Annotated in this window: 11 protein-coding genes; all 11 read right to left on the bottom strand. The window is 64.9% G+C overall.

What is annotated here, in order from left to right:
• Positions 1–26: 26 nt before the first annotated feature.
• The 11 genes from GWL_RS21790 to rsmH all read right to left on the bottom strand — a co-directional run bounded on the left by GWL_RS21790 (position 27) and on the right by rsmH (position 14,091).
• Entirely contained in the window at positions 27–1,031 is a 1,005-nt protein-coding gene (locus GWL_RS21790) for a D-alanine--D-alanine ligase (protein ID WP_008334541.1), read from the bottom strand.
• Positions 1,028–2,455 (bottom strand): UDP-N-acetylmuramate--L-alanine ligase, encoded by a 1,428-nt coding sequence (gene murC / locus GWL_RS21785; RefSeq protein ID WP_008334533.1) that lies wholly within the window; start codon positions 2,453–2,455, stop codon positions 1,028–1,030. The genes GWL_RS21790 and murC overlap by 4 nt, the downstream gene beginning before the upstream one ends.
• Positions 2,452–3,534, bottom strand: a complete 1,083-nt coding sequence (murG, locus tag GWL_RS21780) for an undecaprenyldiphospho-muramoylpentapeptide beta-N-acetylglucosaminyltransferase (protein ID WP_008334531.1) — start codon at positions 3,532–3,534, stop codon at positions 2,452–2,454. The genes murC and murG overlap by 4 nt, the downstream gene beginning before the upstream one ends.
• Positions 3,531–4,796, bottom strand: a complete 1,266-nt coding sequence (ftsW, locus tag GWL_RS21775) for a putative lipid II flippase FtsW (protein WP_008334530.1) — start codon at positions 4,794–4,796, stop codon at positions 3,531–3,533. The genes murG and ftsW overlap by 4 nt, the downstream gene beginning before the upstream one ends.
• A complete protein-coding gene (gene murD, locus GWL_RS21770; protein WP_008334529.1) occupies positions 4,793–6,790 on the bottom strand; it encodes a UDP-N-acetylmuramoyl-L-alanine--D-glutamate ligase in 1,998 nt (665 codons plus the stop codon). The genes ftsW and murD overlap by 4 nt, the downstream gene beginning before the upstream one ends.
• 119 nt (positions 6,791–6,909) lie before the next feature.
• The gene (gene mraY / locus GWL_RS21765) at positions 6,910–8,079 is read right to left on the bottom strand and encodes a phospho-N-acetylmuramoyl-pentapeptide-transferase (protein ID WP_008334527.1); all 1,170 of its coding nucleotides are present in this window, start codon (positions 8,077–8,079) and stop codon (positions 6,910–6,912) included.
• A gap of 1 nt (position 8,080) precedes the next feature.
• Positions 8,081–9,541, bottom strand: a complete 1,461-nt coding sequence (murF, locus tag GWL_RS21760) for a UDP-N-acetylmuramoyl-tripeptide--D-alanyl-D-alanine ligase (RefSeq protein WP_008334526.1) — start codon at positions 9,539–9,541, stop codon at positions 8,081–8,083.
• On the bottom strand, positions 9,538–11,064 hold the full coding sequence (locus tag GWL_RS21755; protein ID WP_008334523.1) for a UDP-N-acetylmuramoyl-L-alanyl-D-glutamate--2,6-diaminopimelate ligase: 1,527 nt from the start codon (positions 11,062–11,064) through the stop codon (positions 9,538–9,540). Before GWL_RS21755 ends, murF begins: the two co-directional genes overlap by 4 nt.
• Positions 11,064–12,842 (bottom strand): penicillin-binding protein 2, encoded by a 1,779-nt coding sequence (locus GWL_RS21750; RefSeq protein ID WP_008334521.1) that lies wholly within the window; start codon positions 12,840–12,842, stop codon positions 11,064–11,066. The genes GWL_RS21755 and GWL_RS21750 overlap by 1 nt, the downstream gene beginning before the upstream one ends.
• Positions 12,839–13,111, bottom strand: a complete 273-nt coding sequence (ftsL, locus tag GWL_RS21745; RefSeq protein ID WP_008334519.1) for a cell division protein FtsL — start codon at positions 13,109–13,111, stop codon at positions 12,839–12,841. The genes GWL_RS21750 and ftsL overlap by 4 nt, the downstream gene beginning before the upstream one ends.
• Positions 13,108–14,091 carry a 16S rRNA (cytosine(1402)-N(4))-methyltransferase RsmH gene (rsmH, locus tag GWL_RS21740; protein WP_008334517.1) on the bottom strand — a complete coding sequence of 328 codons (984 nt, stop codon included), beginning with the start codon at positions 14,089–14,091 and terminating at the stop codon, positions 13,108–13,110. The genes ftsL and rsmH overlap by 4 nt, the downstream gene beginning before the upstream one ends.
• Positions 14,092–14,097: the final 6 nt, after the last annotated feature.

Here is a 14,097-nt window from a genome sequence, read left to right as displayed (position 1 = left end):
ACGCGTTCTTCCTTAAACCCGGACCATCACGGCTGGCCCGCCTGCGGCGTCCAGTCCTTCGATGGCCTCATGTCCAGCGCGGCCATCGCCAAAATCTCGCAGCACAGGTCTTCATAGCTCATGCCCACCGCCTTGGCCGCCATCGGTACCAGCGAATGGCCAGTCATGCCGGGCGAGGTGTTGATTTCGATCAGGTAAGGCTCAGCCTTTCCATCCGCCTCACGCAGCATGAAGTCCACGCGGCTCCAGCCACGGCAACCCAACGCATTGAAAGCCCGTACCGCCAGATCCTGGATATGGCGCGTCAGTTCCGCATCCAGCGGGGCGGGGCAGTAATATTTCGTGTCGTCGGTGAAATACTTGTTCTGGTAGTCGTAGTTGCCATCCGGCGCGCAGATCTCGATGACCGGCAAGGCCCGCGCATCGCGTCCCTGCCCCAGTACCGGCACCGTCAGTTCACGACCACGGATGAATTCCTCGGCCAGCACCACGCTGTCATAGCGGGCGCACATCTCGAAGCTCACCTGCATGTCGGAATAACCGTTGACCTTGGCAATGCCGATGGTCGAGCCTTCATGCGGCGCCTTGAGCATCAGAGGCAAACCCAGCTCGTCGGGCACCACGCGCAATTGCTCGCGCGAGGTGGCCTTGGCATCCAGGCTCAGGAAGCGCGGCGTGGGCAGAGCATGCGAGAGCCAGATGCGCTTGGTCATGATCTTGTCCATAGCGATGCTGGAGGCCATCACGCCCGGGCCGGTATAGGGCAAGCCCATCTGTTCCAGCGCACCTTGCAGCGTGCCGTCTTCGCCATAGCGGCCATGCAGGGCGATGAAGACGCGGTCGAATTTCTCGGCCTGCAATTCACCCAGGCTGCGCTCAGCCGGATCGAAGGGATGCGCATCCACCCCCTTGCTGCGCAGGGCCTGCAAGACGCCATTGCCCGACATCATCGACACTTCGCGCTCGGCGGAACGACCACCGAAGAGCACGCCGACGCGGCCAAAGGCCTTGATCTGGTCCTGGCTGATCATGCGGCCCCCTGTTCATTCTTGCCACCGGCGTGCGCGACCAAACGCCCCGGTACGGCGGAAATCGATCCAGCCCCCATGGTCATGACGACGTCGCCGTCGCGCACCACATTGCGGATGGTCTCGGGCATGTCGCCGATGTCGTCCACGAAAACTGGCTCCACCTTGCCGGCCGCGCGCAGCGCATGCGCCAGCGAACGGCCATCGGCGGCCACGATGGGGGCTTCACCGGCGGCATACACTTCACCCAGCACCAGCACATCGGGTGAGGACAATACCTTCACGAAATCCTCGAACAGATCGCGCGTACGGGTGTAGCGGTGCGGCTGGAAGGCCAGCACCAGGCGGCGGCCCGGATAGGCGCCACGGGCGGCGGCGATGGTGGCGGCGGTCTCGACCGGGTGATGGCCGTAATCGTCCACCAGCGTGAAGTGGCCAGCGGGATTGCCCTGCGCATCGGTGATCGGCACCTCGCCATAGCGGGTAAAGCGGCGGCCCACACCGTTGAATTCGGTCAGCGCCTTCTGGGTGGCGACATCATCCACATCCAGTTCACGGGCAATGGCGATGGCGGCGCAGGCATTCTGCACGTTGTGCATGCCGGGCTGGTTCAGGCTCACCTGCATGGGTGCGTAGCCGTCCTGGATCACGGTGAATTCCATCTTGCCCTCCACGGCGCGGGCCTCGATGGCGCGCACGTCGGCGTCGTCATGGAAGCCGTAGGTCAGAATGGGCTTGGAGACCATGGGCATGATCTCGCGCACGTGCGGATCATCCAGGCACAGCACTGCCACACCGTAGAACGGCAGGCGCTGGGTGAACTCGACGAAGGCTTGCTTCAGACGCGCGAAGTCATGGTTGTAGGTTTCCATGTGATCGGCATCGATGTTGGTGATGACTTCGATCACGGGCGTCAGGTTGAGGAAGGACGCATCCGACTCATCGGCTTCGGCCACGATGAATTCACCGGTGCCCAGCTTGGCATTGGCGCCGGCGCTGGTGAGCCGGCCACCGATGACGAAGGTCGGGTCCAGTCCGCCTTGGGCCAGCACGCTGGCCACCAGGCTGGTGGTGGTGGTCTTGCCGTGGGTGCCGGCAATGGCAATGCCCTTCTTCAGGCGCATCAGTTCACCCAGCATCACCGCGCGCGGCACGATGGGGATGTGCTTCTTGCGCGCGGCCAGCACTTCCGGGTTGTCGCCCCTGACGGCGGTGGAGGTGACGATGGCGTCAGCGCCTTCGATGTTCTCGGCCGCATGGCCATAGCGGATGTTGGCGCCCAGCTGCGCCAGGCGCTGGGTGGCGGCATTGCTGCCCAGGTCGGAGCCTGAGACGCCATAGCCGAGGTTGAGCAGCACTTCGGCGATACCGCTCATGCCTGAGCCGCCGATACCCACGAAATGAATGTTCTTGACGCGATGCTTCATGGTGTTACCAGTCCTTCCAGCACGCGCGCGATTGCCTCGTTGGCGTCGCGCCGGCCTTGTTCGTATGCCGCCTGTGCCATGTCATGGCATGCAGCGCGGTCCAGTTTCTGCAGCAAACCGGCCAGGTGATCCGGCGTCAGTTCGCGTTGCGGCAAGTGAATCGCCGCCTTGTTCCGTGCCATCCACTTCGCATTGTCGATCTGGTGCGAGGTGGTCGATACCGCCAGCGGCACCAACACGCTGGCCACGCCCGCAGCCGTCAGCTCGGAGACCGTGATGGCCCCGGCGCGGCAGATCACCAGATCGGCCTCGGCATAGCGGCGCGGCATGTCGTCGATGAAATCGACCACTTCGGCCTGCACGCCTGCGGCCTCGTAGGCTGCGCGCAAGGCGGCGATATGCTGCTTGCCCGACTGGTGCGTCACTTGCGGACGCAACTGGGCAGGCAGCTTCGCCAGCGCGGCGGGCACGTTGTCGTTCAAGACCTTGGCGCCCAAGCTGCCGCCCACCACCAGAATCTTCAGCGGGCCGCTGCGGCCGGCGTAACGTTGGGCCGGCTGCGGCAGCGCGATGATTTCCTTGCGCACCGGATTGCCGGTGACCTCGGCCTTGCCCGCCGCACGGCCGAAATCGGCCGGGAAGCCAAAGAGAAGCTTGGTCGCCATCGGCGCCAGGGTCTTGTTCGACAGCAGCAGTGCCGCATCCGCATTGACCAGCACCAGCGGCTTGCCGCGCAGGCGCGCCATCACGCCGCCCGGTACGGTGACGTAACCGCCCATGCCCAGCACCACATCGGGACGACGACGGCCGAGGATGGCATGGCAATGCAGGAAGCTTGCCAGCAGACGCCACATCCCCTTGACCGTATGCAGCAGCCCCTTGCCGCGCAGGCCGGCGAAGACAATGCTGTCCATCTCCACGCCATGGCGCGGCACCAGCTCGCGCTCCATGCCGTGCGTGGTGCCCAGCCAGCTCACTTGCCAGCCGCGCGCGCGCATGGTGTCGGCGATCGCCAGACCCGGGAAGATGTGGCCGCCGGTACCGGCGGCCATGATCAGCAACTTGCGCGGCGCGCTCATGGACGGCCTCCGCGCATGAGTACCCGGTTTTCGTAATCGATGCGCAGCAGGATGGCCAGGCCCACGCAATTCAACAGCACACCCGAACCGCCATAACTCATCAGCGGCAGCGTCAGGCCCTTGGTCGGCAGCAGGCCGAGGTTCACGCCCATGTTGATGAAGGCCTGCACGCCCAGCCAGATACCGATGCCCTTGGCCACCAGGCCGGCAAAGGTGAGGTCCAGCGCGATGGCCTGGCGACCGATCTCGAAGGAATGCTTGACCAGCCAGTAGAACAGCAACACCACCACCAGCACCCCGACGAAACCGAGCTCCTCGCCGATGACGGCGAGCAGGAAGTCGGTATGCGCTTCGGGCAGGTAATGCAGCTTTTCCACGCTGCCGCCCAGCCCGACGCCGAACAGTTCGCCGCGCCCGAAGGCGATCAGCGAATGCGACAACTGATAGGCCTTGCCCAGCGCGTTTTCTTCCTCCCAGGGATTCAGATAGGCAAAAATGCGCTCGCGCCGCCACGGCGAGGTGACGATGACCAGCGAGAACACCCCCACCAGGGTAGCCCCGATACCGCCGAACCAGACGCCGTTGATGCCGCCCAGGAACAGGATGCCCATGGCGATGCAGACGATCACGCCGAAAGCACCCAGGTCAGGCTCCAGCAGCAACAGCAGGCCGACCAGGCCGACGGCGGCGGCCATGGGGAAGAAGCCCTTGACCAGCTTGTGCATCACCGCCTGCTTGCGCACCGTGTAGTCGGCGGCATACAGCACGATGAAGAGCTTCATCAGTTCGGAGGGCTGCAGGTTGATGATCTTCAGCGAGAGCCAGCGCTTGGCACCATTGACCCCCTTGCCCACGCCCGGAATGAGCACCATCAGCAGCAGGATCAGCGTGATGGCAAAGAGATAGGGCGCCCACTTCTGCCAGGTCTCGATGGGCACGCGGAAGACCACCGCACCGGCCACGATGGAGAGCACGATGAAGATCGCCTGGCGGATCAGGAAGTGGTAATTCGAATAGGACGCGTACTTGGGCGAGTCCGGCAATGCCACCGAGGCCGAATACACCATCACCATGCCGAACAGCATCAACAGCAGGACCACCCAGATCAGCGGCTGGTCGTATTCCATCATGCGCGAGCGCTGCTCGAAGCCGATGCTGCCCGATGCGCTGCCACGGCTGCTGCGGGCGCGACCGGCGGCCACCGGCGCGGCCTGTTTCAAGCCGCCCAGCCAGTTGCGCACCGAGGACAGGCCCAGTTTCATGCCAGCACCTCACCGCGCGAGAGCGCCAGTTCGCGCACCGCGTCCACGAAGACCTCGGCGCGATGGGCATAGTTGCGGAACATGTCCAGGCTGGCGCAGGCCGGCGAGAGCAGTACGATATCGCCGGCGGCGGCGAGTTCACCGGCCTTTTCCACGGCCGCTTCCAGGCTGGCACAATCGATGAGTTCGACACCGCTGTCGGCCAGGGCCGCGCGCACGGCGGGGCCGTCGCGACCGATCAGCAAGACGGCGCGGGCGTATTTCTGCACCGGCAGATCCAGCGGCGAAAAGTCCTGACCCTTGCCATCACCACCGGCGATCAGCACGATGCGGTTGGGACGGCCACCCAAACCCAGTCCATTGAGCGCAGCCACGGTGGCGCCGACATTGGTGCCCTTGCTGTCGTCGTAGTACTCGACGTCCTGGATCACGCCGACCAGTTCCACCCGGTGCGGTTCGCCCGTGTAGTCGCGCAGACCGTGCAGCAGCGGCGCCATCGGCAGATCGACGGCGCGGCACAAGGCCAGCGCGGCCAGCGCATTCATGGCGTTGTGGGCGCCACGGATGCGCAGGGCATCGGCAGGCATGAGGCGCTTGACGGTCACCGGCGGCGGCAGCATGTCCTTCTGCTTGCGGCGACGCTTGCCTTCCGGAACTTCATCGTCTTCATGCACGAAGGCGTTGGCCAGCCACAGCATGCCATTGTCATTGACCAGGCCGAAGCTGTTGGGGGTGGACGGTTCGTCCAGACCGAAGGTGGACAGCGGCGCAGCGGCGGCGCTCATCTCCATCACCAGTGCGTCATCGCGGTTGAGCACGCGTACGGTGTCCTGGCCGAAGATGCGGGCCTTGTCGGCGGCGTAGTTGTCCATGCTGCCGTGCCAGTCGAGGTGGTCCTGGGTCAGGTTCAGGACGGTGGCGGCATGCGGCTGCAGGCTGTGCGTGGTGTGCAGCTGGAAGCTGGAGAGCTCCAGCACCCAGGCCTGCGGCAGGGAACCGCGATAGCTCGGCTCCGGTGGCGGCGGCGGAGGCACTTCCACCAGCGCATCTTCCTCGGCCTTGCGCGAGACTTCCATGAAGTCGCCCAGGCTCATGGCTTCGCCCGTGGTGGCGGGGGCCGCCATATCGGCTTGCGGCACCACGTCGGAGGCCACGTCCAGGGTGGCCTCGGTGGGCTGCCCGGTATCCGGTACCGTGTGCTCGGCAGCTTCGTGCGGGGGTTCCTCGCTGGCCAGCAGTTCTCCCTGCGGCGCCGGTTCAGGCGCTGGCGCGGCTACGTCGGGCTGCGCCTGCAGGACCGGCACGGCAATCGCGGCGGCCTGCTCGATGCTGGCCGCAGCACGGCGATGCTTCTCGGCCTCGGCGGCCTGGCGGGCGTCCAGCACGGCCTGTTGGGCCGCTTGTGCCTCGGCTTCGGCTGCGGCCTGAGCCGCGTCGCGGGCATCCTGCTCGGCCAGTTCGGCCAGGAAGATCTTGTCCTTGATCACGGCTTCACGCAGCACATCCAGCGCAGCCGGGCTGATGTTGCCTGCCACCTGCACCGACAGCCCGGCACGCTCGCATAAAAGACCGGTCAGGCGGGTCACGGTGGTCTTGCCGTTGGTGCCGGTGATGGCCAGCACCTTGGGTTGATACAGGGTCTCTTCGCGCAGGGCGGCCAGGGCCTGGGCGAACAGTTCGATCTCGCCCCACAGCGGCAGGCCGCGCTCGGCGATGGCCGGCATCAGCGGGGCCAGTTCGCCTGCGGGGGCCAGGCCGGGACTGACGGCGACGAAATCGATTCCCTCCAGCAACGAGGGTGCCAATGCCTGGCCCAGCACGGCCTCGGCCTCGGGCGCGTCGGCGCGCAAGGCCGCCAGGCGCTCAGCCAGCGCCGCTTCGCTACGGGTATCGGCCACGCGCACGCCGGCGCCGCAGTAGACCAGCCACCGCGCCATTGCCAGGCCGGACTCGCCGAGTCCGAGCACCAGAACGTGTTTGCCCGAGTAATTCATCTTGTTTTCCGACTCACTTCTTCATCAAGGTCTTGCCATGCAGGGCCCAGCCCTGCCAACCACGAAGGCGCCTCCTGCATTTCGTCACAAGGGGCGCCGTTTTTCTTCATATCGCCTGTTTACCGCAGCTTCAGGGTCGACAGGCCGACCAGTACCAGCATCATGGTGATGATCCAGAACCGCACCACCACCTGGGTTTCCTTCCAGCCCTTCTGTTCGTAGTGGTGATGCAGGGGTGCCATCAACAGCACGCGACGGCCAGTGCCGAAGCGCTTCTTCGTGTACTTGAAATAGGCCACCTGGATCATCACCGAGAGCGTCTCCACCACGAAGATGCCGCCCATGATGAAGAGCACGATTTCCTGGCGCACGATGACGGCGATGGTGCCCAGCGCGCCACCCAGTGCCAGCGCGCCGACGTCGCCCATGAACACCTGCGCCGGGTAGGCGTTGTACCAGAGGAAGGCCAGGCCCGCACCGCCCATGGCGCCGCAGAAGATGAGCAGTTCGCCGGCACCCGGGATGTGCGGGATGAACAGGTACTTGGCGTAGGCCGCGTTGCCGGTCAGGTAGGCGAACAGGCCCAGGGCCGCCCCCACCAGCACGGTGGGCATGATGGCCAAGCCATCCAGACCATCGGTCAGGTTGACCGCATTGCTGGTGCCGACGATGACGAAATAGGTCAGCGCGATGAAGCCCCACACGCCCAGCGGATAGGTCACGGTCTTGAAGAAGGGCACGATCAGGTCGGCCTTGGGCGGCAGGTCCAGGCTGAAGCCGGAACGCACCCAGGCGACGAAGAGGTCGAAGACCTTCAGGTTGCTCACTTCGGAAACCGAGAAGGCCAGGTAGAACGCCGCCACCAGTCCGATCAGCGATTGCCAGAAATATTTTTCGCGCGAGCGCATGCCTTCCGGATCGCGATAGACCACCTTGCGGTAGTCATCGACCCAACCGACGGCGCCGAACCCGAGCGTGACGATCAGCACGATCCACACGAAACGGTTGGACAGGTCCGCCCACAGCAGGGTGGAAACGCCGATGCCGATCAGGATCAGCACGCCACCCATGGTGGGGGTGCCGGACTTGATCAGGTGGGTCTGCGGTCCATCGGTGCGCACGGCCTGGCCGACCTTCATGCGGGTGAGCATGCGGATCACGGCAGGGCCGGCGATCATGCCGATCAACAGCGCCGTCAGCGTGGCGAAGACCGCGCGGAAGGTGATGAAGTTGAACAGGCGCAGAAAGCCGAAATCCTGTTGAAAATTCTGTGCAAGCCAGAGCAGCATGCTAATGGGTCTCCTGTTGATGTTGCGAGAGTGATTCAACGTTGACCAGATGCTGTACAACTCGCTCCATCTTCATGAAGCGTGAACCTTTTACCAAAATGGTCGCCCCCTGCGGGGCAGCCTTTTCCACCGCGGCATTGAGTGCGGCGATATCGTCGAAATGCGTAGCCTGCGCTACACCTTGCAGCGCCGGACCATACGAACTGACGACGTGTTTCGTCAATTCGCCCAGTCCGAGCAAGAGCGGAATGCCACGGCTGCGGGCATAGGCGCCGATCTCGGCATGGAACTGCGGGCCCTGGTCGCCGACTTCACCCATGTCGCCCAGCACCAGCACGCGCGGACCGTCGATGGCGGCCAGCACGTCGATGGCCGCGCGCACGGAGTCGGGGTTGGCGTTGTAGGTGTCGTCGATCACCAGCGCGCCGCTGCGGGCTTGCTTGCGCTGCAGGCGGCCACTGACCGGGGCAAAGCTCTGCAGGCCGCGTATCACGGCCTCAACCGTGATGCCGGCACCCAGCGCGCAGGCGGCAGCAGCCAGGGCATTGCGCACGTTGTGCTCACCGACGGCGGCCAGTTCCACCTTGAACTGCGCGGGCGGGACGGCCAGACCTTTCACGGTCACCTGCAGGGTACTGCCGAAGGCGCTGGCCTGATAGCTGGCGCTGACATCGGCTTGCGCAGTCAGGCCGAAAGTCAGCACGCGGCGGGCACCGGCCTCTTCACGCCAGAGCGCGGTGAAATCATCATCGGACGGGAACACGGCCACGCCGTCAGCAGGCAGGTGGCGGATCACGGCGCCGTTTTCGCGTGCCACCGCTTCCACGCTGGCCATGAATTCCTGATGCTCGCGCTGGGCATTGTTGACCAGGCCCAGCGTCGGCGCGGCGATGCGCGAGAGCACGGCGATCTCGCCCGGATGGTTCATGCCCATCTCGATGACGGCAGCCTGATGTTGCGCGCGCAGACGGAACAAGGTCAGCGGGACGCCGATCTCGTTGTTGAAATTGCCGCGCGTACCCAGGTAGCCGTCTTCACCGAAGGCGGCCGCGAGGATGGCGGCGATCATTTCCTTGACGGTGGTCTTGCCGTTGCTGCCGGTCACGCCGATCACCGGGATCTGATGCCGGACACGCCAGCCATGGGCGATCTGGCCCAGTGCGGCGCGGGTGTCGGGCACCACGATGGCCGGCACGCCAAGGCCTGGCGGTACGCGTTCGACCACCACGGCGGCAGCACCCTGGACGGCTACCGTATCGAGGAAATCATGTGCATCGAAGCGCTCGCCGCGCAGGGCGACGAAGACATTGCCAGGCTTGACCGCACGGCTGTCGGTGACGACGTCATTGAGTTCGAGTACGCCTGCCGGCGCATTGACCACGCCCGGCACGGTGCGTGCGGAGGCGGCTTGCTCGGCGGTGCGGATCCACTCCAGCAACTGGCGGAAATCGAATCGCATCATGCGCCCCCCATCATGGTCGAGCGCGCGGCAAGCGCCAGCGCGACATGGTCGGCGTCGAGGAAGGGCAATTTCTTGCCGGCGATTTCCTGGTAAGGCTCATGTCCCTTGCCGGCCAGCAGGACCACATCGGCCTTGGTGGCATGGCGGATCGCCCACAGAATGGCGCCGGCGCGGTCGGGCAGCACCACCGGTTCGACGCGGCTCATGCCTACACGGATCTGCTCGATGATGGCCTGCGGATCTTCACTGCGCGGATTGTCGCTGGTCAGCACGACCTGGTCGGCCTGCTCGGCGATCTGGCCCATCTGCGGGCGCTTGCCCGGATCGCGATCACCACCGCAGCCGAATACGCACCACAGCTGGCCGCCACGCTGGGTGGCGACCTGGCGCAGGGTGGACAGTGTCTTGTCGAGGGCGTCGGGGGTATGGGCGTAATCGATCACGATCAGCGGCACATCAGGACCGCCGAACTGCTGCATGCGGCCCGGTGCCGGGGTCAGTGCGGCCGCTGCGGCGACCACGGTATCCCAGGCCACGCCCTGCGTGAGCAGTACGCCCATGATGCCCAGCACGTTGCTGACATTGAAGCGTCCCACCAGCTGGGTCTTGACCTGGCCGCTGCCGAAAGGGGAATCGACGTGGAAGGCGGTGCCGGTATGGCTGCTGCGCAGTTGGCTGGCGCGCAAGGTCGGTACGCCGTGCGTGTCGCCGCCCTGCTCGTCGGCGATGGCGTAACCGATCACAGGCAGCTTGCGCTCGGCCAGCAGCGGCAGCAGGCGCTGGCCCATGCCGTCGTCCAGGTTGACCACGGCGTGCTTCAGGCCCGGCCACTGGAACAGCTTGCGTTTGGCGTCTTCGTAGGTCTGCATGTCACCGTGGAAATCCAGGTGATCGCGGGTGAAATTGGTCAGCAGGGCGACATCGACGTGCATGCCGTTCATGCGCCCCTGGGCCAGTCCGATGGAGGAGGCCTCGATGGCCAGCGCACCGACGCGGCCCTGCGACAACTTGAACAGGCTGCGTTGCAGCAGTACGGCGTCCGGTGTGGTGTAGCCGGTGACCTCGAAGCCTTGCGGCTTGCCATTGACAAAGCTGCCCACGCCGAGCGTGCCGATCACGCCGGCGGCGCTGGCGCCGGGCAGACGCGACAATGCGGTACCCAGCCAGTAGGCGCAGGAAGTCTTGCCATTGGTGCCGGTGACGGCCACCGTCAACATGGCCTGATCAGGCTGGCCGTACCAGGCGGCGGCGATCTCGCCGGCGCGCGCCTTCAGGTCGGACAGGGGCAGGTGCGGCACGTCGATCTGGGACGGCCAGGTATAACCGTCGGCTTCGTAGAGCACGGCGGCCGCGCCCCGCTCGACGGCATCGGCAATATAGGAGCGGCCATCGGCGTCGCCCACGTAGGCGAAGAACACGTCGCCGGCCGCCACGCGGCGGGAATCCGAGGTGAGTTGCGCAGACGGCGACGCCTGGCGCAGCCAGGCGAGGATGTCTTGAAGGCTGGGAACGCGCTCGGACATTACATGCTCTCCTCAAGCGGTTCTTTGGGAATGATGATGTTGGTCACGCTGGAATCCGGCGGTACGTTCAATGCGCGCAAGGCATTGGCGGCGACGTTGGCAAATACCGGGCCGGCCACCGGGCCGCCGAAGTGCTGACCTTGCGGCTCGTCGATCATCACCGAGATGATCAGGCGCGGATCCGACATCGGGGCGATGCCCGTGAACGAGGCCACGTACTTGCGCACGTACTTGCCGTTTTCGATCTTGTAAGCGGTACCGGTCTTGCCGCCGACGCGATAGCCCGGCACCTGGGCCTGCGGTGCCGTACCGCCCGGAGCGACCACGGTTTCCAGCATGCGACGCATCTGCAGGGCGGTATCGGCCGAGATGACACGCTGGCCGATGGGCGAATCGGTGACCTTGGTGAAGGACAAGGGAATGATGTCGCCATTGCGGGCGAAGATCAGATAGGCGTGGGCCAGCTGGATCAACGACACCGAAATGCCGTGGCCGTAGCTCATGGTGGCCTGCTCGATCGGGCGCCACGACTTGTAGGGACGCACGCGACCGGCCACCGCCCCCGGGAAGCCGAACTTGGGCTGCTGACCGAAACCGACCGTGGTGAACATTTCCCACATCTCTTCGGCCGGCATGCCCAGCGCGATCTTGGCAGTGCCGATGTTGGAAGACTTCTCGATGATCTGCGCCACCGTCAGCGGACCGTGGGGATGCGAATCGCCGATGGTGGCGGTGCCGATGGTCATCTTGCCGGGCGCGGTCTGGAACACCGTGGACGGAGTCACGCGATGCGTGTCCAGCGCCAGGGCCACGGTGAAGGGCTTGAGGGTCGAGCCCGGTTCGAAGGTATCGGTCACCACGCGATTGCGCAGCTGCGCCCCGGTCAGCACCGAACGGTCGTTGGGATTGTAGGAGGGCAGATTGGCCATGGCCAGCACTTCGCCGGTCTTGGCATCGACCACGATGATGCCGCCGGCCTTGGCCTTGTATTTTTCTACCGCTTCCTTCAGTTGCGTGAAGGCGATGTACTGAATCTTGCTGTCGATGGACAAGGTCAGGTCACGGCCATCGTGCGGCTCGCGGATCGATTCGATATCTTCCACCACACGGCCCAGGCGGTCCTTGATGACGCGGCGGCTGCCGGTCACGCCGGCCAGCGTCTTCTGCGCGGACAGCTCCATGCCGTCCTGGCCGGCATCCTCGATGTTGGTGAAGCCGACCACGTGCGCCATCACCTCGCCTTCGGGATAGAAGCGCTTGTATTCCTTGCGGGTCTGGATGCCGGGAATGCCCAGCTTGACGATCTTGTCGGCGGTATCCTGCTCGACCTGGCGCTTGAGGTAGACAAAGCTGCGATCGGAATCGAGCTTCTTGCGCAGCTCGGCATCGCTCATGTCCAGCAGCTTGGCCAGCTGCACCAGCTTGTCCTTGGGTGCGCCCTGCACATCGTCGGGGATGGCCCAGATCGCCTTGACCGGCACCGAGGAAGCCAGCACCTGGCCGTTGCGGTCAAGGATCTTGCCGCGCGTGGCGGGCATTTCCAGGGTGCGGGCGTAGCGCGAGGCGCCCTGCTTCTGCAGGAAATCGGTCGATACGCCCTGCAGCCACAGCGCGCGCAAGACCAGCGCCACGAAAGCGGCAAACAGCACGAACAACACGAAGCGCGAGCGCCAGGCCGGCAGCTTGACCTGCAGGATGGGATTGGACGAAAACGCCACGCCCTTGGAGGCAGCCACGCGAGCGCCGGTCAGATTGGTACGCGGGGGCATCTTGGTCATGGCACCCCCACGGTGAGGTATTGGGTACGGGCGGCGGTGACCGGGACCATGCCCAGATCACGCCGTGCCAGCTCCTCGATGCGGGCATTCTTGCCCAGCGTGGACTGGTCCAGCTGCAACTGCGCCCAATCGACGTCGAGCTGGCGCGCCGCGCTCTGGGCGCGCTCCAGCTCGATGAAGAGGCTGCGGGCCTTGTACTGGGCGCTCACCACGGACAGCGCGCAACCCACCAGCATGATGGTCAGCAGGATGCACAGACGCCCGGTCATGCAGGCGCCCCTTCGGTGGTGCGGGTGGACACCGGCATCACGCGCTCCAGGCCGCGCATGACCGCCGAGCGGGCACGCGGGTTGGATTCGACTTCGGCACTGCTGGGCATGACGCGCGGCAGCAGGCGGGCCGGGGCTTGCGGCAGGTCCACGGCACGGATCGGCAGGCGACGGTCAGGCTGCGGCGCATGGGCTTTGGAGGCCATGAACTGCTTGACGATGCGATCTTCCAGCGAGTGAAAGCTGATCACGACCAATCTCCCGTGCTGCGCCATCTGGGCAAATGCCTTGTCCAGTCCTACTTCGAGTTCTTCAAGCTCTTGATTGACGAAAATCCGTACAGCCTGAAAGGTACGAGTGGCCGGGTCTTTGCCTTTCTCGCGGGTTTTGACGGCTTGTGCCACGAGCGCGGCAAGCTGTCGTGTGCTTGAAATTGGCTCGATTGCCCGGCCAGCAACAATCTTCTTTGCAATCTGAAGAGCAAACCGTTCTTCCCCATAATCTCGTATCACCTTTGCAATCTGCTGTTCATCTGCCGTTGCCAGCCATTCCGCTGCCGACACGCCACGGGTGGTATCCATGCGCATGTCCAGCGGGCCATCAAGACGGAAACTGAAGCCGCGCGCGGCGTCATCCACCTGCGGCGACGAGATGCCCAAATCCATCAATACCCCGTCGACCTGCGCGATGCCGCGTGCGGCCAGCGCCTCGTCCATGGTCGCGAAGCTGTCGTGCACGATCTCGAAGCGGGCATCGTCAATCTTCTGCGCCGTGGCGATGGCCAACGGGTCCTTGTCAAATGCGATCAGACGCCCTTGCGGGCCCAGCCTGGAAAGGATGGCACGGCTATGACCGCCACGGCCGAAGGTTCCGTCCAGGTAAATGCCATTGGCGCGCTCACCACTGATGGCCAGCGCGTCCACGGCTTCTTCCAACAGCACGGTGCGGTGCTGCAGCTCGGGCACCGGTTGCAGATTCATCTTGTC

The organism is Herbaspirillum sp. GW103, assembly GCF_000261365.1.
In the GTDB taxonomy this organism is placed as follows: Bacteria; Pseudomonadota; Gammaproteobacteria; order Burkholderiales; family Burkholderiaceae_D; genus Herbaspirillum.
Note: the sequence above shows the minus strand (reverse complement) of the source record. Positions and strands in the feature narration are given on the sequence as shown.